At 67.2% G+C, this 24,368-nt stretch carries 24 protein-coding genes; 7 read left to right on the top strand and 17 right to left on the bottom strand.

Annotated elements, in window-relative coordinates; genetic code table 11:
• The 6 genes from G539_RS0108520 to G539_RS0108495 form a co-directional block, all read right to left on the bottom strand.
• On the bottom strand, positions 1 to 225 hold the full coding sequence (locus G539_RS0108520) for a hypothetical protein (protein ID WP_051231209.1): 225 nt from the start codon (positions 223 to 225) through the stop codon (positions 1 to 3).
• Complete coding sequence (gene ccoP, locus G539_RS0108515) at positions 222 to 1,100, bottom strand: cytochrome-c oxidase, cbb3-type subunit III (protein WP_029074820.1); 879 nt, start codon at positions 1,098 to 1,100, stop codon at positions 222 to 224. Before ccoP ends, G539_RS0108520 begins: the two co-directional genes overlap by 4 nt.
• Positions 1,091 to 1,261, bottom strand: a complete 171-nt coding sequence (locus G539_RS0108510; protein WP_029074819.1) for a CcoQ/FixQ family Cbb3-type cytochrome c oxidase assembly chaperone — start codon at positions 1,259 to 1,261, stop codon at positions 1,091 to 1,093. Before G539_RS0108510 ends, ccoP begins: the two co-directional genes overlap by 10 nt.
• Before the next feature lie 4 nt (positions 1,262 to 1,265).
• Positions 1,266 to 2,000 carry a cytochrome-c oxidase, cbb3-type subunit II gene (gene ccoO / locus G539_RS0108505; protein ID WP_029074818.1) on the bottom strand — a complete coding sequence of 245 codons (735 nt, stop codon included), beginning with the start codon at positions 1,998 to 2,000 and terminating at the stop codon, positions 1,266 to 1,268.
• A gap of 6 nt (positions 2,001 to 2,006) precedes the next feature.
• Positions 2,007 to 3,662 carry a cytochrome-c oxidase, cbb3-type subunit I gene (ccoN, locus tag G539_RS0108500; RefSeq protein ID WP_029074817.1) on the bottom strand — a complete coding sequence of 552 codons (1,656 nt, stop codon included), beginning with the start codon at positions 3,660 to 3,662 and terminating at the stop codon, positions 2,007 to 2,009.
• A 156-nt stretch (positions 3,663 to 3,818) separates the two neighbouring features.
• On the bottom strand, positions 3,819 to 4,523 hold the full coding sequence (locus G539_RS0108495) for a Crp/Fnr family transcriptional regulator (RefSeq protein WP_029074816.1): 705 nt from the start codon (positions 4,521 to 4,523) through the stop codon (positions 3,819 to 3,821).
• A gap of 195 nt (positions 4,524 to 4,718) precedes the next feature.
• Here G539_RS0108495 and G539_RS0108490 point away from each other — a divergent pair, with 195 nt between their 5' ends.
• From G539_RS0108490 to nirK, 3 genes are all read left to right on the top strand, one after another.
• On the top strand, positions 4,719 to 5,162 hold the full coding sequence (locus tag G539_RS0108490; protein WP_029074815.1) for a pseudoazurin: 444 nt from the start codon (positions 4,719 to 4,721) through the stop codon (positions 5,160 to 5,162).
• 52 nt (positions 5,163 to 5,214) lie between these two features.
• Positions 5,215 to 6,399, top strand: coding sequence for an NnrS family protein (locus tag G539_RS0108485; protein ID WP_029074814.1), 1,185 nt, complete (start codon positions 5,215 to 5,217; stop codon positions 6,397 to 6,399).
• 164 nt (positions 6,400 to 6,563) lie between these two features.
• On the top strand, positions 6,564 to 8,102 hold the full coding sequence (nirK, locus tag G539_RS0108480; RefSeq protein WP_245576836.1) for a copper-containing nitrite reductase: 1,539 nt from the start codon (positions 6,564 to 6,566) through the stop codon (positions 8,100 to 8,102).
• A gap of 39 nt (positions 8,103 to 8,141) precedes the next feature.
• Here nirK and G539_RS0108475 read toward each other — a convergent pair whose 3' ends face one another.
• Both G539_RS0108475 and metB read right to left on the bottom strand, forming a co-directional pair.
• Positions 8,142 to 8,609 carry a PAS domain-containing protein gene (locus tag G539_RS0108475; protein WP_245576835.1) on the bottom strand — a complete coding sequence of 156 codons (468 nt, stop codon included), beginning with the start codon at positions 8,607 to 8,609 and terminating at the stop codon, positions 8,142 to 8,144.
• Positions 8,590 to 9,765, bottom strand: a complete 1,176-nt coding sequence (metB, locus tag G539_RS0108470; RefSeq protein WP_029074811.1) for a cystathionine gamma-synthase — start codon at positions 9,763 to 9,765, stop codon at positions 8,590 to 8,592. Before metB ends, G539_RS0108475 begins: the two co-directional genes overlap by 20 nt.
• A 188-nt stretch (positions 9,766 to 9,953) precedes the next feature.
• Here metB and G539_RS0108465 point away from each other — a divergent pair, with 188 nt between their 5' ends.
• Complete coding sequence (locus tag G539_RS0108465; RefSeq protein WP_029074810.1) at positions 9,954 to 10,802, top strand: LysR family transcriptional regulator; 849 nt, start codon at positions 9,954 to 9,956, stop codon at positions 10,800 to 10,802.
• A gap of 56 nt (positions 10,803 to 10,858) precedes the next feature.
• Here the strand turns inward: G539_RS0108465 and G539_RS0108460 are convergent, their stop codons facing one another.
• Genes G539_RS0108460 through G539_RS0108450 form a run of 3 tightly spaced genes read right to left on the bottom strand, consistent with a single transcriptional unit; the run spans position 10,859 to position 13,893 of the window.
• Positions 10,859 to 11,503: a ThuA domain-containing protein gene (locus tag G539_RS0108460; protein WP_029074809.1), complete on the bottom strand. Its 645-nt coding sequence runs from the start codon at positions 11,501 to 11,503 to the stop codon at positions 10,859 to 10,861.
• A 25-nt stretch (positions 11,504 to 11,528) separates the two neighbouring features.
• Positions 11,529 to 12,626, bottom strand: a complete 1,098-nt coding sequence (locus tag G539_RS0108455) for a Gfo/Idh/MocA family protein (RefSeq protein WP_029074808.1) — start codon at positions 12,624 to 12,626, stop codon at positions 11,529 to 11,531.
• Positions 12,627 to 12,672: 46 nt separating this feature from the next.
• Positions 12,673 to 13,893: an ROK family transcriptional regulator gene (locus tag G539_RS0108450; protein ID WP_029074807.1), complete on the bottom strand. Its 1,221-nt coding sequence runs from the start codon at positions 13,891 to 13,893 to the stop codon at positions 12,673 to 12,675.
• 203 nt (positions 13,894 to 14,096) lie between these two features.
• Between G539_RS0108450 and G539_RS0108445 the strand changes: the two genes are divergently transcribed.
• The 3 genes from G539_RS0108445 to G539_RS0108435 all read left to right on the top strand — a co-directional run bounded on the left by G539_RS0108445 (position 14,097) and on the right by G539_RS0108435 (position 17,256).
• On the top strand, positions 14,097 to 15,365 hold the full coding sequence (locus tag G539_RS0108445) for an ABC transporter substrate-binding protein (RefSeq protein WP_035830577.1): 1,269 nt from the start codon (positions 14,097 to 14,099) through the stop codon (positions 15,363 to 15,365).
• Between the two features lie 72 nt (positions 15,366 to 15,437).
• Positions 15,438 to 16,349: a carbohydrate ABC transporter permease gene (locus G539_RS0108440; RefSeq protein ID WP_029074805.1), complete on the top strand. Its 912-nt coding sequence runs from the start codon at positions 15,438 to 15,440 to the stop codon at positions 16,347 to 16,349.
• 85 nt (positions 16,350 to 16,434) lie between these two features.
• Positions 16,435 to 17,256, top strand: a complete 822-nt coding sequence (locus G539_RS0108435; RefSeq protein WP_029074804.1) for a carbohydrate ABC transporter permease — start codon at positions 16,435 to 16,437, stop codon at positions 17,254 to 17,256.
• A gap of 71 nt (positions 17,257 to 17,327) precedes the next feature.
• Here G539_RS0108435 and G539_RS0108430 read toward each other — a convergent pair whose 3' ends face one another.
• The 6 genes from G539_RS0108430 to G539_RS0108405 all read right to left on the bottom strand — a co-directional run bounded on the left by G539_RS0108430 (position 17,328) and on the right by G539_RS0108405 (position 24,331).
• On the bottom strand, positions 17,328 to 18,092 hold the full coding sequence (locus G539_RS0108430; protein ID WP_029074803.1) for an SDR family NAD(P)-dependent oxidoreductase: 765 nt from the start codon (positions 18,090 to 18,092) through the stop codon (positions 17,328 to 17,330).
• Positions 18,093 to 18,237: 145 nt separating this feature from the next.
• Entirely contained in the window at positions 18,238 to 19,500 is a 1,263-nt protein-coding gene (locus G539_RS0108425; protein WP_035830566.1) for a sugar ABC transporter permease, read from the bottom strand.
• A complete protein-coding gene (locus G539_RS0108420) occupies positions 19,497 to 20,321 on the bottom strand; it encodes an ATP-binding cassette domain-containing protein (RefSeq protein WP_029074801.1) in 825 nt (274 codons plus the stop codon). The genes G539_RS0108425 and G539_RS0108420 overlap by 4 nt, the downstream gene beginning before the upstream one ends.
• An 81-nt stretch (positions 20,322 to 20,402) precedes the next feature.
• Positions 20,403 to 21,473 carry an ABC transporter substrate-binding protein gene (locus G539_RS0108415; protein WP_029074800.1) on the bottom strand — a complete coding sequence of 357 codons (1,071 nt, stop codon included), beginning with the start codon at positions 21,471 to 21,473 and terminating at the stop codon, positions 20,403 to 20,405.
• A gap of 205 nt (positions 21,474 to 21,678) precedes the next feature.
• The gene (locus G539_RS0108410; RefSeq protein WP_029074799.1) at positions 21,679 to 22,563 is read right to left on the bottom strand and encodes an AraC family transcriptional regulator; all 885 of its coding nucleotides are present in this window, start codon (positions 22,561 to 22,563) and stop codon (positions 21,679 to 21,681) included.
• Between the two features lie 244 nt (positions 22,564 to 22,807).
• Complete coding sequence (locus G539_RS0108405) at positions 22,808 to 24,331, bottom strand: MFS transporter (RefSeq protein WP_029074798.1); 1,524 nt, start codon at positions 24,329 to 24,331, stop codon at positions 22,808 to 22,810.
• Between the last annotated feature and the right edge of the window lie 37 nt (positions 24,332 to 24,368).

The raw sequence follows: 24,368 nt of genomic DNA, 5'->3' as shown, positions 1-24,368 counted from the left end.
TCAGCACGCGGACTTGGCGGCGCGGAAGCCGTCGCCGGAACCATCGGGCGCCTTCGCATGCGGCACGCAATCGGGCTGCGAGCGAATGGCGACATAGACGAGATGCGCATTGGCGCCGAGCAGGACGATGACACCGACCGACGCGATGGCGATCGAGATCATCTTCCAGTTCAGCGGCCGCCGCGCGGCGGCCGGCAGGCGGCCGATCGGGCGGGCGAGCGTCACGGCGCCTCTCCTCCCAGCGAATTGACGTAGAGCGCCAGCACCTTGATATCGACTGGCGTCAGGCGGTCGCCCCAGTGCGGCATGTGCCCCTGGCGACCGGCATAGACGGTGTTGAACACCGATTGCGTGTCGCCGCCATAGATCCAGTTCTTGTCGGTCAGGTTGGGCGCGCCCATGTCGGTCTTGCCCTTGCCGTCATCGCCATGACAGGCAACGCAGTTGGCGGCGAACACCTCCTGCCCCGCCTTGAGCCGGTCGGCGTCGCCGGCCGCCGGCGTCGCGCCGGACAGCGAGCGGACATAGGCGACGACGTCGCTGATCTGCTTGCGGTCGAGCACGCCGTCGCGGCCGAACGCCATCATCTGCGAGACGCGCGAATCGGGATCGCCGGAGTTGATGCCGACCTTGATCGTCTCGGCGATCACCTCGGGAGATCCGCCCCACAGCCACGCCTTGGCGGCGAGGTTGGGATAGCCGGGACCGCCCTTGGCGTCGACGCCGTGGCAGACCGCGCAATTGTCCTCGAACAGGGTGCGGCCCGTCTGCGTGACGGCGCGCATCAGCTCCGGATCGGCCTGGATCGTGGCGAAATCCGACGACGCGACACGGTCGGTCCAGACCGCGCGCTCCGCCGTCGCGTCGCTCACCGCCTTGGCGACGACGGCGCGGTCGTCAAAGCCGAGCAGCCCCTTGGTGTAGGACCAGCCGAGCGGCCAGGCCGGCATCAGCACCCAGTAGATGATCGAGAACAATGTCGTGGCGAAGAGGAAGAACAGCACGACGCGCGGCACCGGCGTGTCGAGCTCCTCGATGCCGTTCCACTCGTGCCCGGTCGTGTTCCGCCCGGTAACGGGATCGCGCTGGCCTAGTTCCACGGCTTGTCATCCTTGTCGAGAATGCTCTTCTTGGCTTGGTCGAAGCGCTTCTTGTTCCTGGGCCAGAAGGTGTAGACGAGCACGCCGATGGCGAGCGCGATCATGTAGAACAGGCCCCAGCTCTTCGAGAAGGCGACGACGGTCTGGTAATCGAGATCCATCGCCCTACTCCGCCTTCGCCGCGACGTTCGACGCCGTCGCGGCGTCGGTCAGCTTGCCGAGGATCTGGAGATAGGCGACGAGCGCGTCCATCTCGGTCACCTGGCCCGGCTTGCCGCCGAAGGCGCGGATGTTGGTCGCCTCGCCATAGCGCTCGGCGACGCCGGCGGCGAAATCCGTGTCCGGATTGGCCTGGCCGTAGGCGTCGGCCGGGGCATTGTCGATCATCGCCTGCGTATAGGGCACGCCGACGCGGCTCATCGCCTTCAGGTGCAGGCCGAGATCCTCGGTCCGCAGCGTGTTGTCCTCGAGCCAGCGATAGGCCGGCATGACGGAGACCGGCACGACGTCGCGCGGGTTGCGCAGATGAGCGACCTGCCAGGCATCGGAGTACTTGCCGCCGACGCGGGCGAGGTCCGGCCCCGTCCGCTTCGAGCCCCACAGCATCGGATGGTCGTACTGGGACTCGACCGCCAGCGAATACGGCCCGTAGCGCTCGACCTCGTCGCGCAGCGTGCGGATCATCTGCGAATGGCAGGCATAGCAGCCCTCGCGGATGTAGATGTTGCGGCCGGCGAGTTCGAGCGGGGTGTAGACGCGCATGTCGGGCGCCTTCTCGACCGTCTCGTCGATGGTGAAGAGCGGCGCGATCTCGACGAAGCCGCCGATCGACGCCACCACGACGATGGCGACGACGAAGCCGATGGCGCTGCGCTCAAGCTTGCGATGGAAATTCGGCATGGTCGGTTACTCCCCGGCCTGAAGTGCGGGAGGGGTCAGCGCCGGCTTGTCGACTTCCGGTCCCTGGAACACCAGCCGGCCACCGGCCTGCCGGATCGTCATCCAGATGTTGTAGCAACCGACGAGGGCGCCAAGCAGGAACAGAAGACCGCCCAGGGTGCGCGCGATGTAATAGGGATGCATCGCGACGAGCGAGTCGATGAACGAATAGGCCAGCGTCCCGCTTTCATTGTAGGTCCGCCACATCAGACCCTGGATGATGCCGGAATTCCACATGGCGAAGACGTAGACGACGGTTCCGGCGAGCGCGAGCCAGAAGTGCAGCTCGACCAGCTTGGACGAATACATGCGCTCGCGATTCCACATCCACGGCACCAGCGCGTAGATCGAGCCGAAGGAGATCATCGCCACCCAGCCGAGCGCGCCGGCATGGACGTGGCCGACGGTCCAGTCGGTGTAGTGGCTGAGCGAGTTCACGGCACGGATCGCCATGAAGGAGCCTTCGAAGGTCGACAGGCCGTAGAAGACCGCGGCGACCATCATGAAGCGCAGCGTGGCGTCGTCGCGCACCTTGCCCCAGGCGCCGTTCAACGTGGCGAGCGCGTTGCCGGCCGAGGCCCAGGACGGCACCAGCAGGACCACCGAGAAGGTCATGCCGAGCGTCTGCACCCATTGCGGCAGCGCCGTGTAGTGCAGGTGGTGCGAGCCCGCCCACATATACATGAAGACGATGCCCCAGAAGCTGATGATCGACAGCCGGTAGGAGAAGATCGGCCGGCCGGCGCGCTTCGGCAGGTAGTAGTACATCATGCCGAGGAAGCCGGCGGTCAGGAAGAACGCCACCGCGTTGTGGCCGTACCACCACTGGGTCATCGCATCCTGCACGCCGGAGAAGAGCGAGTAGCTCTTGGCGTGGCCGAACGAGACCGGCACCGCGAGATTGTTCACGATGTGCAGGATCGCCACGACCAGGATGAAGGCCATGTAGTACCAGTTGGCGACGTAGATATGGGGTTCCTTGCGCCGCTGCAGCGTGCGGATGTAGATCAGGAAATAGACGACCCAGACGATGACGAGCCAGATGTCGGCGTACCACTCGGCCTCGGCATATTCCTTCGACTGGGTCAGGCCCATGAAGTAGCCGCTGACCGCGAGGATGCAGAACAGGTTGTAGCCGATCAGCACGAACCAGGGGCTGAACTGGTCGGGCAGCCGGGCGCGCGTCGTGCGCTGCAGCACGTGCAACGAGGTCGCGATCAGCGCGTTGCCGCCGAAGCCGAAGATCACGCCCGTGGTATGCACGGGCCGGATGCGGCCGAAACTGGCCCAGCCGGCGTCGAAGGTGAGTTCGGGCCAGGCGAGCAGCGCCGCCACCCAGACGCCGAAGAACAGGCCGAAGACCGCCCAGGCCATGGACAGGATGATGCCGACGCGGGTCGGATCATCGTAGTAGCGCGACAATTGCTCCTTGTCGGGCTCCGGCGCGTAGTAGCCGGCGATCACGACGCAAGCGACGCCGATCGCCACCAGCAGGATGATGAACCCATGCGTGCCGATCGGATCGTTCCGACCGATCGCTGCGAATGCCAGGCCACACAGGGCCAGCACTGTCAGGACGGCCAGCGACAGCTGCCGTTCCGCCTTCGTCAATCCCGCTATCATCCCGGGGCCCCTATCTTGTCACGCCGCAGCGCTCCGACGTCCTTCGACGTCGAATGCAAGCCCTTTGGTGGACGAGAATCAACAGGCTGTATTTGTTCTAGATCAAATAGCGCGGCGATCGCGGCGGCGCGACCGATCCGCAACAGTCGCGCGGGGTCAGTCGCGCGCCGCGCGCCCCTCGGCGAGCGCGCGCAGCCGCGCCGGCTCCACCACGGTGACCTTCTGGCGGCCGCCGGCGACGATACCCTTTCCCTCCCAGGCGGCGAGCAGGCGGCTGACGGTGTGCAGCGTCGTGCCGGTCATCTCGGCGATGTCCTGGCGCGAGATCGGGAAGTCGATCTGCAGCCCCTCTTCGGTCTGCCGTCCGCTCTGCTCGGCCAGCCGGCAGAGCGCCCGCGCCACGCGCTGCTCGACCTGCTCGGTCGCCATCTCGACCAGCCGCGCCTGCGCGTCCTGCAGCCGGACGCCGACCGCCTGGTAGGTGGTGGCCGCGAAGCCGGGGATCCGGGCGATGAAGCGCTGCCAGAGGCTCGTCGGCCAGACCAGCACTACGCAATCGGCCGCCGCGATGGCGCTGGCCGGATAGGTGTCCCGGCCGATCGCCTGGGCAATGCCGATCATCTCGCCAGCGCTGACATAGCGCACGATGACCTGGTCGCCGGCCGGCGTCGTCTTGACCACGCGGACATGGCCGTCGAGCAGCAGGAAGAAGGAATGCGCCTCGCCCTCCTGCTCGAAGATCGTCGCGTCGCGGGCGATCCGGAGCGGGCGGGCGTCGGCGAGCACGGCGTCGAGTTCATCCGGCTTCGCCTCTCGAAACAGCGGCAGGTCGGCGATCAGGGAGCGGTCAAGCTGCGGCATGATGCCCTCCGATCCGCGGCATCGCCCCGGATTGCCAGGCCTCGCGCCGTCGCCTTCCCAAATTCCGCATCGTCGTCCCCCGCGCGCCCGGCCTCATGCAGCGTGTCTTTGCGCTAGCGCAAATTCGATCGGCGCCTTCCTGCCTATAAGCGGGCCGATGACGGATGTCATTGGCTTGAGACGAAGGAACAGCAGATGAGACGGATAGCGTTGGTCGCGACGGCCCTGGCTGCGCTGGTGACGGCGGGCGCCGCGCAGGCCGCGGACCACGAGGTCAAGATGCTCAACAAGGGCACCAAGGGCGCCATGGTATTCGAGCCGGACCTGATCCGGGCCGCCGTCGGCGACACCGTCACCTTCGTGCCGACCGACAAGTCGCATGATGCCGAGACCGTCAAGGGCATGGCGCCGGCCGGAACGACGCCGTTCAAGGGCAAGATCAGTGAGAAGGTCACGGTGACGATCGACGCCGAGGGCGTCTATGGCGTCAAGTGCACGCCGCATTACGGCATGGGCATGGTGGCGCTGATCGTCGCCGGCAACCCGGTCAACCTCGAGGAAGCCAAGGCCGTGAAACACCCCGGCAAGGCCAAGAAGGCGTTCGAGGCGCTCCTGACCGAGGCGGCCGCCACACCATAGACCACCCGAAGCCGGAGCAGGCGATCGTGCCGCGCGCCGACGGAGTTGCAGCATGGCCATTCCACGCACACGCCCCGACCGCCTGCCCGCCATTCTCTCCTACGGGTTCCGCCCGTTCTTCCTGATCGGCGCGCTCTATGCCGGGGCGACGTTGCTGGTGTGGCTGCCGCTGCTCCGGGGCGCGCTCGAAACGGCGAGCCTGTTCACGCCGGTCGACTGGCACAGCCACGAGATGCTGTTCGGCTATCTCGCGGCCGTGCTGACCGGCTTCCTGCTGACCGCGATCCCCAACTGGACGGGGCGGCTGCCCGTGCAGGGATATCCCCTGCTCGGTCTCGTCCTGCTCTGGATCGCGGGCCGGATCGCGATCTTCCATTCGACGTCGATCGGCTGGCTGGCGGCGGCCGCCATCGACTGTGCCTTCCTGCTGGCCGTGACGGCAGCGGCGGTGATCGAGATCGTCGCCGGCCGCAACTGGCGCAATCTGAAGGTCGTCATTCCGGTCGGCCTGTTCGCCGCCGCCAACATCCTGTTCCACCTCGAGGCGCATTTCGCCGGCTCGGCCGACATCGCCCGCCGGCTCGGCATCGGCACGGCGATCGTGCTGATCGCGCTGATCGGCGGCCGCATCATCCCGAGCTTCACCCGCAACTGGCTGGCGCGCGAGAACCCCGGCCGGCTGCCGGTTCCGGTCGGACGCTTCGATATGGCGACGATCCTCGCGACCGCCATCGGCCTGGTCGCGTGGACCTTTGCCCCGGACGCCGCCGCGACCGCCGTCCTGCTGATCGTCGCCGCCGGCCTCAACGTCGTCCGCCTGGGGCGCTGGGCGGGCGACCGGACCTTTCGCGATCCGCTCGTCGTGATCCTGCACCTCGCCTATGCCTTCGTGCCCGCTGGCCTCCTGCTCGTCGCCTGCGGGATCCTCGAACCGGCATTCGTCGCCCCGGCCGTCGGCGTGCATGCGCTCGGCGTCGGCGCGATCGGCACGATGACGCTCGCCGTCATGGTCCGCGCCACGCTCGGCCATACCGGCCGACCGCTCCGTGCCGGTCCCACGGGATGCTTCGTCTTCGCCGCGATCCTGGCCGCAGCTCTCGCGCGCATCGTCGCCGCGCTCGGTCTCGCCGGTCCCTGGCTGATGGAGATCGCCGGCGGCCTGTGGGCCGCGGCCTTCCTCGGCTTCGCGCTGTTCTACGGCGCCGCGCTGCTCGGCCCCCGCCTCGGTCGCGGCTGACCGACCGCTCTCGCCTTTCGCGCTTCTTCAAGCGATCCGGCAACCGTTCGAAACGCTCCGTCCCCTTCTTCGCATTCGAGCTTGCGGAACTGCAAAGAGCGCCGGCCTGCCCGCCGCTAGACTTCGATCGTCAAGTCTAGAAATGGGAAAGGCGAAGTACTTCCATGACATCCCGTCTCGGAACCCGTCTGCTCGCGCGCGATCCAGGCGCGCCAGGCGTGGACAGCGGCATGCGGCGGACCGGCGTCAGACGCGTCGGCCTGCTCGCCGCGTTCGTCATGATGCTGTCGGCATTCAGCGCGGCGCCCGTCCTCGCCCAGTCGCATCAGCACGGCGCGTCGGATCAGGCGACGCCGGTCGCCGCCGCCACCGACAGCAAGCCGACGCCACCTCCGGCCGCCACGGCCGCCGTCAGCTATCACACCCCGACGAGCTTCACGCTCAAGACCGGCATCGCCGGCGGACGCATGGTCTATATCGGCGTCGGCGGCGCGATCGAGGGCAAGATCAACCCGACGCTGATGGTGCATGAGGGCGAGCTCGTCCAGATCAACCTGATCAATGGCGAGGGCGCGGAGCACGACGTCGTCGTCGACCAGTATCCGGCGCGTTCCGCCGTGGTGGTTGGCAAGAACGCCTCCACGACCATCTCCTTCCTGGCCAGCAAGGTCGGCGAGTTCGCCTATTTCTGCACGATCGCCGGCCATCGCCAGGCCGGCATGGAAGGCCTGATCCAGGTGATGTCGGGGCCGCGCGAGGCGATGGCGAGCGATGCCGCCGACGTCGTCCGCGATCCGGCCGACCTGCCGGGCCCGATCGGCCAGCGGCCGCCCAAGGTGGTCAAGGTCGACCTCGAGACGGTCGAGCTAGTGGGGCGTCTCGACGACGGCACGACCTATACCTACTGGACCTTCAATTCGAAGGTGCCGGGCCCGTTCCTGCGCGTTCGCGTCGGCGACACCGTCGAGGTGCACGTCAAGAACCCCGCCGACAGCGTCATGGCGCATTCCGTCGACTTCCATGCCGCGACCGGTCCCGGCGGCGGCGCGCACACGACCCAGACCGATCCCGGCGCCGAAACCGTCGTGACGTTCAAGGCGCTGAAGCCCGGCATCTTCGTCTATCACTGCGCCACGCCGAGCGTCGCCCACCACATCACCAGCGGCATGTACGGCCTGATCCTGGTCGAGCCGGAGGGCGGCCTGCCGCAGGTCGACCGCGAGTTCTACGTGATGCAGGGCGAGCTCTACACTGTCGAACCGTTCGGCACGAACGGCGTGCAGGAGATGGACTATGACAAGCTGATCTCCGAGCGTCCGGAATACTTCCTGTTCAACGGCGCCGTCGGCTCGCTGACCAAGACCCATCCGCTCTATGCCAATGTCGGCGAGACGGTGCGCATCTTCTTCGGCGTCGGCGGACCGAACTTCACGTCCTCCTTCCACGTCATCGGCGAGATCTTCGACAACGTCTATTCCATGGGCAGCGTCACCTCCCCGCCGATCACGGGCGTGCAGACGGTCACCGTTGCCCCGGGCGGCGCCACGATCGTCGACTTCAAGCTCGATCGCGGCGGCAACTACGTGCTGGTCGACCATGCCCTGTCCCGCGCCGAGCGCGGACTCGCCGGTCACCTGATCGTCGACGGTCCGGAGAACGACGCGATCATGCATGCGGGCCCGGCCGACGCCCCCGCGGAGTAACCAAACAAGATCCGGCGTCGCGCAATCGTGCGGCGCCGCTCAGCTACCCAGTACTTCCGGGCGCTGCGCTGCCAACTGGCGACGCAGCGCCTTCATCGTTTCGAACCGCTCCGTGACATCCCGCATCACCGCGGCCATCCCGGTGATCGTGCCCTCCCCGTCGCGCAGCAGCGAAATCGTGAACTCGACCGAGATCCGCCGCCCGTCGGCGGCGAGCGCCGGCACCGCGAGAACGTCGCCCGCGCCATAGCGGCTCTCGCCCGTCCGCATCACGGTGTCATAACCCTGCCAGTGCCGGGCGCGCTGGTTCTCCGGGATGATCAGGTCGAGCGACTGCCCGACGGCCTCGGCCGCGTCGAAGCCGAAAAGGCGCGCGGCGCCCGGATTCCAGAAGGTGATCCGCCCTTCCCGGTCCGTGGCGACGATGGCGTCGGCGACGCTGTCGAGCAGCGCGCCGGCCAGGGTAGTCCGTACGGAATCCCGAGTCTCAAGCGTTTCCAGGGTCACGACCGGCAGCCTCCAGCGCCCGTTGCAGATCATCGAGAAGGTCCTGCTCGCCCTCGAGACCGATCGAGAGCCGCATCAGCGTATCCTTGATTCCGGCGGCATGCCGCGCCTCCGGCCCCATGCCGGCATGGGTCATGGTCCCCGGATGGGCGGCAAGGCTCTCCATGCCGCCGAGCGACTCCGCCAGCGTGAAGATCCGCAGCGCCTCGGCGAAACGCCGGACCTCGCCCATGCCGCCCCTGATCTCGAAGCTCAGCATGGCGCCGAAGCCGTCCTGCTGGCGCCGCGCCAGCTCGTGGCCCGGATGCGTGGGCAGGCCCGGAAAATGGACGCGGGCGACGCGGGGATGCCCATCGAGGAACTGGGCGACCGCCATCGCGTTCCGCTGCTGCCGCTCGAGGCGCGGGAACAGCGTGCGCAGGCCGCGCAGCGTCTGGTAGGAATCGAACGGTGCGCCGGTGACGCCGGTGATGTTCGCCCATTCGGCGAGTTCTTCCAGTCGTTCCCCGGACGCGGCGACGACCGCGCCGCCGACCATGTCGGAGTGGCCATTCAGATATTTCGTCGTCGAGTGGATGACGAAATCGGCGCCGAGGCCGATCGGCCGCTGCACGGCCGGCGACAGGAAAGTGTTGTCGACGGCAACCGCTGCGCTGATCGTCCGGGCGCGGCGGACGATCCCGGCGATGTCGACGACCCGCATCAGCGGATTGCTCGGCGTTTCGATCAATACCAGCATCGGCATGCGCTCGAAGGCGAGATCGAGCGCGCGGGGATCGGTCTGGTCGACGAAGGCGACCTTGAACTGGCGCTTGATCGCCCGCCGCTGCAGCAACCGGAACGTGCCGCCATAGCAATCATGCGGCGCCAGCACGAGGTCATCGGGCTCCAGACGGGAAAGCACCAGGTCGACGGCCGCCATGCCGCTCGACGTGATCACCGCGCCGGCGCCGCCTTCAAGCTTCGCCAGCGTATCGGCGAGCTGGTCCCGGGTCGGGTTGCGGGTGCGGGAATATTCGTAGGCGCCGGGCTGTTCGAAGCCGCGGAAGCGGTAGGCGCTGGAGAGGTAGAGCGGGGGTACCACCGCGCCGAAAGCGGCATCCTGGCCGATGCCATTGGCGGCCGCGATGGTCTCAGGCGATTTGCAATCAGTCATGACGAACTGAAGTCTCGATGCGTGGGCCGGCCCGGCCGGCACCTGATGGGAAACGGCCGGACCGTCCCGACGTCGACATGACGAGCAGGGCGTCATGCCGGCCTATCGCTCCCCAAGCTGCCAGCCCCGTTTTCACCAGACAAACGCATTTTTATTGCATTTTTCAGCAACTATTTTGATATTAAATCATGGACGTCGCGCTGGCCCGCACCTTTCTCGAAGTCGCCGCGAGCGGCAGCTTCATTGCCGCCGCCGAGCGGCTGAACCTGACCCAGACCGCCGTCAGCGCGCGCATTCGCGTGCTCGAGGAGCAGCTCGGCCGCCGCCTGTTCGTGCGCAACAAGGCAGGCGCCCGCCTGACCCCGGCCGGCGAACGACTGGTCCGCCACGCAACGACGCTGGTCCAGGTCTGGGAGCGGGCCCGCCAGGAAGTGGCGCTGCCGCCAGGGCGCGAACAGGGCGTCAGCCTCGGCTGCGAGCCGAGCCTGTGGCAGCCGCTCTTCGCCGACTGGCTGGTCTGGCTGCACGATCACTGCCCGGAACTGGCGATCAAGGCCGAGATCGAGACGCCGGCGCGGCTGGTCGACCGCGTGATCGAGGGCTCGCTCGATCTCGCCCTCGTCTACAATCCGCCACAGCGCCCCGGACTGGTCGCCGAGCCGATCGCCGAGGAAAAGCTGGTGCTGGTGACGACGGCGCCGGATGGCGCGCTATTGGCCGATCGCTATGTCTATGTTGACTGGGGGCCGCGCTTCGCGGTCGATCACCGCGCCGCCTATCCGGAGCTCGCCAATCCGGCGATTTCGATCGGCTTCGGCCCGCTGGCGCTCAGCCATATCCTTACGGTCGGCGGCTGCGGCTATTTCCGCGTCGGCACCGTGCAGCCCTATCTCGACGACGGGCGCGTGCGCCGGGTTCCGGATGCACCCGAATTCTCGCATGCCGCCCATGTGGTGCACGCCCGGCGCGACGACGGCGGGCTGATGAACCGGGTTCGCAACGGCCTCCGGGAGGTCGCGCGGCGCAAGGCGGAATGATCGCAGGAAGCCCGCAGGCCACGTCGCGTCGGACGCGGCCTGCGGATCAGCTTATGTCAGCGCGCTGCCCAGAGCAGGCCGCGGCGCATGATCGTGTTCATTTCCGGCACCTGGAACTCGCTCGCGACATGGCCGAGCGCGGAATAGAACACCCGCCCCTCGCCATGCTTGCGCTTCCAGACCACCGGCATGACGACGCCGTCGATCCAGTAGGCGTGGTCGCCCTTGAAGGTCGTCGTCGCCAGCACCTCGTTCGAGGGGTCGACATGCATGTAGTACTGCTCGGAGCGGTACGGGAACCGTCCCGGCAGGCCCTCCATCAGCGGATCGTCCGGGCGCGTCACGTCGACATGGTAGTCGATGATGTTGCCGGGGTGCGCCACCCACTGGCCGCCGACCATGAACTGGTATTCGACCGACTCGCGGAACGCGTCGCCCATGCCGCCGTGGTAGCCGGCGAGACCGACGCCGCCCTGCACCGCCTTGGTCAGATTGAGAAGCTCCTCCTTCTCGATCTTCGACATGGTGTAGATCGGCACGATCAGGCTCATGTCGGCGATCGCCGGATCGGCGAAGGCCTCGGTCGAATTCTCGACATAGACCTTGAAGCCTTCCTCCTCCAGCATGCCCGCGATGATGTTGGCGCCCTGCTCCGGCTCGTGGCCGCTCCAGCCGCCCCAGACAATCAATGCCTCGCGCATCGTCTCTCTCCCTTTCGTTCGTTTCTCAGAGCGCGCCGATGACCGTGCCCACCGCCAGCGCGGCGGGCCGCTCGGGCCGGCTCTCGATCGTGATGTGCTCGCCCGTGTCGGACGAACGCTGGAAGGCCTCCATTACCTCCAGCGCGTGGAAGGCCAGGTCGCCGCTCGCGCGGTGCGGCCTTCCCGTCCGGATCGCCTCGGCCATGTCAGCGACGCCGATGACGCGGAAATTGCCGTCGGCATAGCCATGCTCGGTCGGCACGGCGCGCCAATCCTCGGAAGCCGTCGCCAGCTTGATCTCGCCACCAAAGTGGTTCGGGTCGGGCACCAGGATCGAGCCGGCCGAACCATAGAGCTCGATCGGGCTGTGCTGGTGGCGCGGCACGTCGAAGCTCATGGCGATGGTGACGACGGCGCCGGAGACGAATTGCAGCGTGCCGGCGACATGGGTCGCCACCTCGACCGGGATCTTCGAGCCCTTCAGCGGCTCGCTGGTGACGAGGCGCTCGTCACGCAGCTTGGTGGCGACGCCCGCGACGCGCGCGACCGGCCCGAGCAGGTTGACGAGATCGGTCACGTAATAGGGCCCCATGTCGAGCATGGGTCCGCCGCCGTCGAGATAATAGAAACCGGGATTGGGGTGCCAGCGCTCATGGCCCGGGCACATGAAAAAGGCGGTGCCGGCGATCGGCGTGCCGATGGCGCCCTCGTCGACCAGCTTGCGGCTGGTCTGGTGCGCGCCGCCGAAAAAGGTGTCCGGCGCGCTGCCGAGGCGCACGCCCTTCTCCTTCGCCGCCGCGACCAGCCTGCGCGCCTCCGTCGTCGAGATGCCGAGCGGCTTCTCCGAATGAACGTGCTTGCCGGCGGCGACGGCCTTGAGGCCGACCTCGACATGCGCCTTCGGGATGGTCAGGTTGACGATGATCTCGATCGCCGGATCGGCCAGCATCGCGTCGATCGACACGGCGTTGAGGCCGAACTCGGCGGCGCGGGCCTGCGCCGCGTTCGCGTTCAGGTCGGCCAAGCCGCGAATATCGAGGATCGGAAAGCCGGCCGCGGCCTTCAGATAGGCCGCGCTGATATTGCCGCAGCCGATGACACCAATTCCTACCCGTTCAACCATCTCGCGCTCACTCCCAGATGCGATTGATTTCTTGTTTGGCCGTCGGTCAGCGATGCACGACCGGCCCCGTGGTGTTCCAGGGCGCACCATAGAGGTCGCGCAGGGTCATGGCGGCGGCGCCGCGGGCCCAGATATCGTCGCGCCAGTGATGCACGACGATCTCGGAGACGTCGGCAAGGCTTGCTGGCAGCAGTTCCGTGACGGTGCGCCGGATCGGCCCGACCAGCGCCTCGCCCGCCTCCAGCGCCGCGCCGGCGAGGATGACCTTGGGCGGCGCGAACAGCGTGATCAGATTGGCGATGGCGAAGCCGAGCGCGCCGCCGGCGCGATCGAGCAGCGCCAGGATGCGCGGCTCCCCCGCCGCGGCCAGTTCGAGGATCTTGTCGATGCCGCGGCCGAGGCGGAAGGCATGCTCGTGCTCGCTGCCGGCGAGGATCTCCTGCGCCTCGGCCACCATGCTCGCCTCGGAGGCGGCGCTCGCCAGACGCACCGCGCCACTGCCATCCGGCGCCCGCACCATCAGGTCGCCGAGATCGGGGCTCAAGCCATTGGCGCCACGGAACAATTCGCCATTGTGCAGGATGCCGAGGCCGAGGCCGAGCTCGACCGAAATGACGAGGAAATCATCGAGCCCACGCGCCTGGCCGAACCAGTGCTCGGCGAGCGTCACGAGGTTGACGTCGGTGTCGATGGTCGCCACGACGCCGCCGAGCCGGGCCGTCAGCTCGGCCGCGAAGGGCACGTCGCGCTCGCCGAAGATCGGGCTGGCGCGGCAGACGCCGGCGATCCGCTCGACGACGCCGGGCAGGCCGACGCAGACGCCGGAAACCTGCTCCATGGTCAGGCCGGCATCCGCGACCGAGCGACGGATGCCGTCCTCGACGAGATCGGCGATGACGGAGACGGGCTGGCGGTGCAGGCGGATCGGCAGGACCAGGCTCGACAGCACGTCGGCGCTGAAATTGGTGGTGGCGACGGTGATCTGGTCGAGCGCCAGCTTGACGCCGACGACATGCGCGGCGGCCGGGTTGAGCTCCAGCATGACGCGCGGCCGCCCCCGCGCCGCCGCGTCGCGGATGCCGCCCAGCTGGTGGGTCATGATCAGCGCGTCATCGAGCAGCGCCGCGGTGATCGCCGACACCGTCGTCGCCGACAATTGCGTGCGGTCGGAGATCTCCACCCGCGAAATGGGACCGAAGCGCCGGATCGCGTCCATGACGTGGAAGCGATTGATGGCGCGCATCAATTCGGGGTCGGCAGTCTTCATGTCCAGGGGAGCCATTTATTCCGGATCAGGCAGTTATTCACGGCAAAACCGGCCGCTGTCAACGCCCCAATCCGCGCTGCATCGCAGCAATTTCGCCATTCTCTTGACAGCCCCCTCGGAACGAGAACAGATTTAATCCGCATTGTTTATTAAACGTACGCCGGCGGGAGGAAACAGCCGGCGATCGTCTGGGAGGACAATCGATGAAGTTCACGGCGCTTTTCGGCGCGGCCATCGGCCTCGCGCTTTCCACCAGCACGGCGCTGGCCGACGTCACCGTCAAATGGATGCATCTCGAGACCGATCCGGTCACGCTCGGCGTCTGGGACGAGATCATCCAGAAGTTCGAGGCGGCGCATCCGGGCGTGAAGGTGCAGACGCAGTTCCTCGAGAACGAGGCCTTCAAGGCCAAGCTGCCGACGCTGCTGCAGTCGAAGGACGCGCCGCATCTGTTCTACTCCTGGGCTGGCGGCGTGCTGAAGGCGCAGTCGGAGACCGGCGCCATCAAGGACCTGACGCCCGAGATGCAGGCCGAGGACGGCAAGTGGCAGAAGAGCTACAACCCGGCCTCCGTCGCCGGCCTGACCTTCGACGACAAGATCTGGGCGGCCCCGTACAAGATGGGCACCGTGTCGTTCTTCTATAACAAGGAGCTGTTCCAGAAGGCCGGCGTCGACGCCGACAAGATCCAGACCTGGGACGATTTCCTGGCCGCCGTGAAGAAGCTCAAGGACGCGGGCATCGTGCCGATCGCGGGCGGCGGCGGCGAGAAGTGGCCGATCCACTTCTACTGGAGCTACCTCGCCATGCGGAATGGCGGCCTGGAGGCCTTCAACGCGGCAAAGGCAAATGAAGGCGACGGCTTCAAGTCGGAGCCCTTCCTGAAGGCCGGCGAGCAGCTGAAGGCGCTCGGCGAGCTCGAGCCGTTCCAGCCGGGCTATCTCGGCACCAAGTGGCCGCAGGCGCTCGGCGCCTTCGCCGACGGCAAGGCGGCGATGATCCTCGGCTTCGAGGCGACCGAGAAGAACCAGGCCAACCAGGCCGCCGACGGCAAGGGCATCGCCACCGCCAATCTCGGCCGCTTCCCCTTCCCCGCCGTCGAGGGCGGCGCCGGCAAGGTCACCGACACGCTGGGCGGCCTCAACGCCTGGGTCGTCAGCAAGGATGCGCCGAAGGAAGCCGTCGAATTCGCCGCCTTCCTGACCAATGCCGAGAACGAGCGGCTGCAGGCAGAGAAGGGCATCATGATCCCGGTCGCGATCGGCGCCGAGGACGGCGTCAAGGATCCGCTGGTCGCCGAATCCGCCAAGCAGCTCGCCGCCTCGACCTGGCACCAGAACTTCCTCGACCAGGATCTCGGCCCGGCCGTCGGCCGCGTCGTCAACGACGTCTCCGTCGAGATCGTCTCCGGCCAGATGTCGGCCGAGGACGCGGCGCAGCAGATCCAGGACGCCTGGGACCTCGAGCAGTAGTCCCCGCGTCCTGCGCCGCCGCGGTTCCCCTCGCCGCGGCGGCCTTCCCCTTCCTGCCGGAGTTACCGGGCCATGAGCCAGACGATGATCGCGCGCGCGGCGGGCCGCGGCGGCAGCAACCGGATCGGCGGCACCCTGCCCGTCCTGGTGCTGTTCCTGCCCCCCGCCCTCCTGGTCTTCACCCTCTTCGTCATCCTGCCGATGGGCGAAGCCGCGTGGTACAGCCTCTATGACTGGAACGGCTACGGTCTGCCCGAGAAGTTCGTCGGGCTGAAGAATTTCGAGGTGCTGTTCCGCAACGGCGCCTTCCGCCAGGCGCTGACCAACAACGCGCTGATCATCGTCGTCTCACTGGCAATCCAGCTGCCGCTGGCGCTCTGGCTCGCGACCATGGTCTCGCACCGCATCCCCGGCGCGGTGTCGTTCCGCCTGATCTTCTTCATGCCCTATGTGCTCGCCGACGTGGCGGCCGGCCTGATCTGGCGCTTCGTCTATGACGGCGACTACGGCCTGTTCGCCGCCATCGCCTCCTTCGTCGGCGTCGCCTCGCCCTATGTGCTGGCCGACAAGAACCTCGCCATCTACGCGGTGCTCGGCGTCATCGTCTGGAAGTATTTCGGCTTCCACATGATGCTGTTCATCGCCGGCCTGCAGTCGATCGACAAGAGCTACTACGAGGCCGCGGAGATGGACGGCGCGACGCGCTGGCAGCGCTTCCGCAACATCACGCTGCCGCTGCTGGCGCCGACGATCCGGCTCTCGGTGTTCTTCTCGGTGATCGGCTCGCTGCAGCTCTTCGACATGATCATGCCGCTGACCGGCGGCGGCCCGTCGAACAGCACCCAGACCATGGTCACCTTCCTCTATTCCTACGGCATCACGCGGATGAAGGTCGGCTTCGGCAGCGCCGTCGGCGTCGTCCTCTTCGTCATCTGCGTCACGCTCGCCTTCGGCTACAAACGGATTTTCATGCGCAATGACTGAGCAAACCCTCGTCGTCGCCACGCCCGAAGCCACAAAGCCCGTCGCCGCGCAACGCCGGCGCCGGGAGGTGTTCTCGAAGCACCGGATGAGCTTCGTCACCTGGCTCTATCTCTATGCGAGCCTCCTGATCATCGCCGCGGTGGTGCTTCTGCCGCTGCTCACCACGGCGATCGGCGGCTTCAAGACGCTCGGCGACCTGCGCGTCAACCCGTTCGGCCTGCCGGCGCAATGGGTCTGGAGCAACTATCTCGATATTCTCGGCAGCACGCGCTACTGGCAGATGCTGGCGAACTCGCTGATCATCGCGGTGCTGACCGTCGTCCTGACGCTTGCCGTCGCCGCGATGGCCGCCTTCACCTTCGCGCATGTGAAGTTCTTCGGCTCGGGCTTCCTGCTCAACTATTTCCTGATCGGGCTGATGTTCCCGGTGGCAACAGCGATCCTGCCGCTGTTCATCCGCATCCGCGACCTCGGCCTGCTCGACACCTATTGGGGCGTGGTGCTGCCGCAGGTCGCCTTCGGGCTCGGCATGAGCATCATGCTGTTCCGCAAATTCTTCCAGAACGTGCCGCACGAACTGTTCGACGCGGCGCTCGTCGATGGCTGCGGCTATATCCGCTATTTCTGGCACATCACGCTGCCGCTCTCGCGGCCGATCCTCGCCACGGTCGGCATCGTCGCCTTCGTCAATTCCTGGAACAGCTACCTGCTGCCGCTGATCCTGCTCAATTCCGAGGGCAACTATCCCTGGCCGCTCGGCATCATGGTCTATCAGGGCGAATATTCGACCGACTGGCAGCTGGTGCTGGCCTTCATCACGCTGACCATCCTGCCGACGATCATCGTCTTCTTCGCCGCCCAGAAGCACATCGTCGCCGGCCTGACGGCGGGCGCGGTCAAGGGCTGATAGCGAACGCGGACCAACGAGAACAGGCGGCGCCGGGATCCGGCGCCGCGTTCTCGCTTCAGAATGCGATTTCAGCTGAAGATGATGCCGCCGCAGACGTTGAGCGTCTGGCCGGTGATGAAGGACGCGTCGTCGGAGGCGAAGAAGGCGACGGAGCCGACGACATCGTCGGGATAGCCGAGGCGTCCCATCGCGGTCTTGTCCTTGACGGCCTGCAGCGCCGCCGCGTCGCGATAGTTGTTGCGCCCCATCTCGGTGTCGATGATGCCGGGGCAGACAGCGTTCACGGTGATGCCGTCCTTGGCGACTTCCTGCGCCAGGATGTGGGTGAAGCTGATCACCGCCGCCTTGGACGAGCAGTAATGCGCCTGCAGCGGCGCGCCGCGCTTGCCGCCGATCGAGGCGATGTTGACGATCCGCCCCTTGCCGGCGGCGCGGAACGGACCGAGCAGCGCCTGGCACACCAGGAACGTTCCCTTGGTGTTGACGTCATACATGCGGTCCCATTCCTCCGCCGTGAGGTCTTCGACCTTGCCGAGCGACAGCACGCCGGCATTGTTGACCAGCACGTCGATATGGCCGGCGATCGCCCGCGCCTCGGCGACGAAGCTCTCGACCGACTTCGGGTCGCTGACGTCGCCGAAGACGAGGTCGCAGCGGCCGCCGTCCTGACGAACCAGCGCCTGGACCTCCTTCAGTTCGGCCTCCTGCCGCGGGATGTCCATGGCCACCACATGGTAGCCCTCGGCCGCGAAGCGCAGCGCGATGGCACGGCCGATGCCGCGCGACGCGCCAGTGATGAGAACGGCCTGGCCTTCGCCTCTCCTGGGGATCACGATCTTCTTCCTTCATCTGGTCGAACGAGGGGGATGGCGAACCGCAGGTGCGGATCGCGGGCGTGAGATTCTGGTGACGGCGGCGGAGACCGCCGTCGATCCATTTCAGAGTGTCTGTGTCATGGCCGCGCGGGCGCGGCCTCCGTCAGGCGCGGCCGTGGCTGACGCGCGAGCGGCGGGCGAGCGAGTCGACGATCACCGCGATGGCGAGGACGCCGCCGGTGATCATGTAGCGAAGCGATGACGACAGATCCAAAAGCGTCAGGCCGCTCGAGATCGACTGGATGACGATGATGCCGAGCAGGGCCGAATAGGCGCTGCCGCGGCCGCCGAACAGGCTCGTGCCGCCGATCACCGCCGCCGCGATGGCGTTCAAATTGACGTCGCCGGTACCGGCCTGCTGGCTGGATGACGCCAGCCGAGATGCCGCCATGACGCCACCGAACGCCGCCAGCGTCGAGCAGGCGACGAAGGCGCTCGTGTAGATCATGCGGACATTGATGCCGGCGCGGCGCGCCGCCTCGCGATTGCCGCCGACGGCGAACATCGAGCGACCCCAGCGCGTCCGCGTCAGCGCATATTGCATCGCGAAGACGAGGCCGACGAACAGGCCGAACATCCACGGCACGCCACGGCCCTGGTTGAGGTAGGCGACGACAATCTCGGCCACCACCGTGACGGCGACGGCGCGGGTGACGATCGCGGCTGATGACTGCGACGACAGGCCGGCGGCCTTCCGCCGCGCGGCGGTGCGGAAGCCGGTGTAGAGCATCAGCACGCCAGGCAGGGCGGCGAGGATGACCGAGACGGCCGCCGGCATCACCAGCAGCTGGCCGAAGCGGACCAGCGGCGAGCCATAGGGCAGGTTGATCGAGCCGGTAGAGCCGAGCAGCCAGAGCTGCAGGCCGAGGAAAGTCAGCAAACCTGCCAGCGTCACCACGAAGCTCGGCATGCCGAAGCGGTTGTAGAGCTGGGCGTAGATGAAGCCGACCAGCGCGCCGAAGGCGACGGCCGCGAGGATGGCGAACCCGGCCGGCACGCCGTGATTGACCCAGAGCACGCCGAGGATCGCCGAGGCGACGCCGCTGACCGAGCCGACCGACAGGTCGATCTCGCCCACCATCAGCATGCAGACGATGCCGAGCGAGATGATGCCGACCGTCGAGGAATCGAACAGCAGGTTGACGAGGTTGTTCGGCGTCAGGAACACCGGGTTGAGGATGGAGAACACCGTCCAGATGATGATCAGCCCGATGATCACCGGCAGCATGCCGAGATCGCCGGAACGGATGCGGTCGAGGAAGGCGCGGATGGTGTCGCCGAAGGTGGCGGCATGGGCGACGCGCTCGTCGCGGCGGTCGAGCATGGGCTCGCCGGCGGGAACGGCCTGATTGCGGCTGTCGGTCATTGGCCGGCCTCCGGTGCATGTGGGGCGGCCTGGGCATGGCGCCGGTGGGCGCGACGCGAGACCGAATTGTTGGAGGCGCCGGTGATGGCGCTGACGAGGTCCTCGTTCGAGGCGTCGGGGGCGAATTCGCCATTGTTGCGGCCAAGCCGCAGCACGACGATGCGATCGGCTACCGCGCGTACATCCTCCATGTTGTGGCTGATCATCACCACGCCGAGGCCGCGATCCCGCACGCGCTCGATCAGGTCGAGCACTTCGGCCGTCTGCGCGACGCCGAGAGCCGCCGTCGGCTCGTCGAGCAGGATCAGCTTCGGATCAAGCAGCAGCGAGCGCGCGATGGCGACCGTCTGGCGCTGGCCGCCCGAGAGCGACGCGACCGGTGCGCGCACGCTCGGGATCCGCGCCGACAGCTCGTTCAGGAGCTGCCACGAGCGCGTCTCCATCGTCACCTCGTCCATCCGGAGCGGATCGAGCTCGCGGCCGAGGAAGATGTTGGCGACGACGTCGAGGTTCTCGCAGAGCGCGAGATCCTGGAACACGGTGGCGATGCCGAGCGAAAGCGCCGCGCTCGGATCGTTCAGCGTCACGGTCTCGCCGCGGAACTGGATCGTGCCGGCGCTCGGCTGATGCACGCCGGAGAGGATCTTGACGAGGGTGGACTTGCCGGCGCCGTTGTCGCCGACCAGCGCCACGACCTCGCCGGCATGGACGTCGAGATCGATCTCGGTCAGGGCCGAGACGGCGCCGAAATGCTTCGAGATGCCCCGGAGGCTCAGGACCGGCGCGCCGGAAGCGGGGGCACCTTGCAGAGTGTCTGTCATGCCGTTGGCAAGCCTTCACGCTGTAGTGGTCGAACAAGCGGAAACGCCCGGCCCCTCGATCGAGGCCGGGCGGACCTTCGATTACTTCGTGATGCCGAGGGCCTTGCAGCCTTCCGCATAGCGGTCGACGCAGAGCGCGTCGGCCTTGGCGATGTTCTTGTCGATGATCTCGGCCTTGAAGTTGTCGGCCGTGACCACGACCGGCACGAAGAGCTGCGACGGCGTGTTGTAGAGGGTCGACTTGGCCTCCGGCGTCTCGCCCTTCAAAAGCTGGATCGCGACGTTGGCGGCGGCCGCGGCGACGATCTCGCTCGGCTTGTTGATCGTGTTGAACTGGTCGCCGGCGATGATCAGCTGCAACGCGGCCGTGGTCGCGTCATTGCCCGTCACGGGCGGCAGCGGATCGACGCCGGCCGCCTTCAGCGCCGCGATCGCGCCGCCGCCGGTGCCGTCATTCGCCGCCACGATGCCGACGATCTGGTCGCCGAAGCGGGTGACCTGGCCGGCCGCCCATTCCTGCGCCTTGGACGGCATCCAGTCCGGCGTGTCGTATTCGGCGAGGATCTTGTAGCCGCTGTTGTCGAGGCCAGCATGGATGCCCTTCTTGATCAGGCCGGCGGCCGCGTCGATCGGCGAGCCGTTGATCTGCAGCACGCCGCCCTTGTCCGGCGAGACGCCCTTCGCCTTCAGATGGTTGACGAGCGATTCCGCGATCGACTTGCCGATCGCCTCATTGTCGAACGAGACGTAGAAATCGGCCTTGGCGTCCGGGATCGGACGGTCATAGGCGATCACCTTGATGCCCTGGCTCTGGGCCAGCTCGACCAGCGACGCGGCGGCCGCGGAATCGACCGGATCCAGCACGATCGCCTTGGCGCCCTGCGAGATGACCGAATTGAACTGCTGCTGCTGGCGGGTCACGTCGGCGCCGGCATTCAGGTAGATCACCTTGCAGCCCGGGCAGAGCTTCTCCATCTCGGCCTTGAAGCCGGGATAGTCGTGCTCTTCATAGCGGGTCGAGCCCTGATCGGGCATCAGGAACGCCACCGTCGCGTCCGTCACCTCGGCCGCCTTCGCCAGCGTCGCGACGCCACCCATGAGGCTGGCGGCGAGCGCGAGCGCCCCAACCCGTCTCCACGTGAACTTCGTCATTCGGTCTTCTCCCTTTGATAATGTGCTTGTCCGTGTCGGCTTGGGGGAATGCCCGTTCGTTCCGGCTCCGGCCCAATCGGGGCTTTCGCCTGGCATTCCTCCCGCCGTGCTTTCTTCTTGAAAGTTCCGGCAGGCATCGCGGTAGAACGGGATATATCGCGCGCCCGAACCTCGGCGAGCCTCCTCCCCCGCTCCTCCGCGGCTCTCAGGCGGCCCGCGCCACCCTTGAGTTCTCCGCGAGCAGCGTCCTGAAGCGCGAGGGCGGCATGCCCTTCTGCGCCAGGAACTGGCGGTTGAAATTCGACAGATTGTTGAAGCCGACGGCGTAACAGATCGCCGTGATCGGCTGTGCCTCGTGGCTCATCAGCAGCTGGCAGGCCAGGTTGATCCGCAGCCGGTTGACGTACTGCACCAGCGCCATGCCGGTATGACGACGGAAGCTGCGCGAAAAGGCGCTCGGGCTCTGGCCGGCGATCTCGGCCAGCACACTCTCGTTGAACGGCTCGGTCAGGTGCTTGTCGATGAAGGCGAGCGCCTTGTTGATGCCGACCGACATGTAGCCGGACGGGTCCGGCAGATAATGCGCGCTCGCCAGCGGCCGCATGGCGTCGCAGCGGCTCAGCTTGCCCATCAGCCCGACGAACAGCTCGATCCGGCGAATGCCCTGCGCGGTGACCAGCTCCTGCATGATCGGCGCCGCCTCGGCCCCGGTTTCCGGCGAGAACAACGCGCCGCGCCGGCTCATTTCCAGCACGCGATCAAAGGCCGCGAGCTCGGGCAGCAGGCCGGTGAGACTGCCGATGAACTCCTGCGAGAACAGCACCATGCGGCAGCGCAGCGGCACGCTCGCGCCTTCCGGCAGGTCGCTGATCCAGTTGTGCGGCAGGTTCGGCCCGGTCAGCACCAGATTGCCGGGCTCGAATTCGCCGATGTAGTCACCGACGAAATAGTGTCCGCGCGTGGCGACGACATGATGAAGTTCGTATTCGGGATGAAAATGCCAGCGAACCGTACGAAACGGATAGCCGTGCTCCCACGCCTTGAAGGATTCGCCACGGCAAATTTGCACGACTTCCAGATCTGGCGTCACGGCGGACCTCCCCACCCAGCGAGCATCCGGCTCCCGTTCCCCCGGTGCCGGCTCCTGCAGGCCGACTTACGCGGTCTCTGCATGGGAAGACCTTAGGAGGCCGCATTTCCGGGCGCTACCAAACCCGCATCGTCGCGCTGATACTTTTTTGATGCAAGAGCGTCATTCGTTGCACGCATTGCAGCATCCGGCGATCAGCCCGGGACGGCGTGGCAGCATCCCGGGCGCGGTTCCTTCCCGAGCCTCAGGACTCGGCCGAGCAGGCGTGCTCTCCCTTGGGCGCCGCCTCGTGCCGCAGCGCCACGAAGACGACGGCCGCCAGGACGGCGATCAGGCTCGACGTCACCATCAGGACCGAGCCGTGCGCGCTGGCGAAGGCGACGCGGGCGGCCTGCGCGATGGCCTCGCCCTCGGGGCCGCCGATCCGGCCGGCGATCACCATGGCCTCGCCGATAGAGCCCGCCGCCGCGTCGAGATCGGCCCCAAGCCCGGCGGTACCGGCGAAATTGGCCCGGTAGATCGTGCTCAGCAGAACGCCGAAGAAGGTGATGCCGAGACCGGCGCCGAGCTCGTAGCCGGTGGCCTCCAGCGAACCGGCGGCGCCGGCCTTCTCGACCGGCGCGGCGCCCATGATCGCGGCCGACGACGCCAGGAGGCCGACGCCGAACGCGAAGCCGAGCACCGCCATCAGGCAGCCGATGACCACGCCGTCGGCACCGATGTTCGACTGGCTGATGCCGAACAGCGCCAGCGACGCGGCGCCGAGACCCACCGTGCCGAGCCAGCGCAGGCCGAAGCGGCCGGCGAGCTTGCCGGCGATCGGCCCGGCGATGGCGGAGGCGACGACGAGCGGCATCATGAACAGGCCCGCCTGCAGCGGCGTCCGGCCATAGACATATTGCAGCTCCTGCGCCAGCAGCAGCTCGAAGCCGGCGAACGAGCCGGACGCGACGAAGGCCATCAGCATGCCGACCGAGATCGCCGGCTTGCGGAACAGCGACAGGTCGAGCATCGGCTCCGCCGCGACGACCTGCAGCCGTGCGAACCAGGCCATCAGGCCGAGCCCTAGCGCGAGAATGCCGAAGACCAAGGTCGAGGACCCCGCCTTGAAGCCGGACTTCACCGCATAGACCGTCGCGATCAGGCCGGCGATCAGAAGCAGGGCATGGCCGATCTTCCAGCGCCCCTCCGCCGCGACCGGCCGGTTCGGAATGAACCAGAACACCACCGGCAGCACGACCAGCATGATCGGCACGTTGATCAGGAACACCGATCCCCACCAGAAATGCTCGAGCAGGAAGCCGCCCGTCAGCGGGCCGATGGCTGCGCCGGCCGAGGCGACGGTACTCCAGACGCCGAGCGCCAGCGCCCTCTCCTTCGGATCCTCGAAGGTCTGCCGGATGATCGCCAGCACGCTCGGAATGATCATCGACGAGCCGACCGCCAGCAGGACGCGCGCCAGGATCAGCATCATCGCGGTCTGGGAAAAGGCAGCGCAGACCGACGCCGTCCCGAAGATGGTCAGGCCGGTCAGCATCAGCCGGCGATGGCCGACGCGGTCGCCGAGCGTTCCCATCGGCACGAGCAGGCCGGCCATGACCAGCGGATAGATGTCGATGATCCAGAGGATCTCCGTGCCCGAAGCGCCAAGCGCGACGGTCAGCGAAGGCACGGCGATGTGCAGGATCGTCATGTCGACGACCACCGGCAGGAACGCCAGGATCACGGCGCTCAGGACCAGCCAGCGATTGCGCGGCGCGACAGTCATTTTCATCTCCATTCCCGCGCCACGGGGATTGCCGGCG

It is taken from the genome of Kaistia adipata DSM 17808 (assembly GCF_000423225.1).
In the GTDB taxonomy this organism is placed as follows: Bacteria; Pseudomonadota; Alphaproteobacteria; order Rhizobiales; family Kaistiaceae; genus Kaistia; species Kaistia adipata.
The sequence above is the reverse complement of the archived record's forward strand: the minus strand, read 5'-3'. Positions and strand labels throughout refer to the sequence as shown.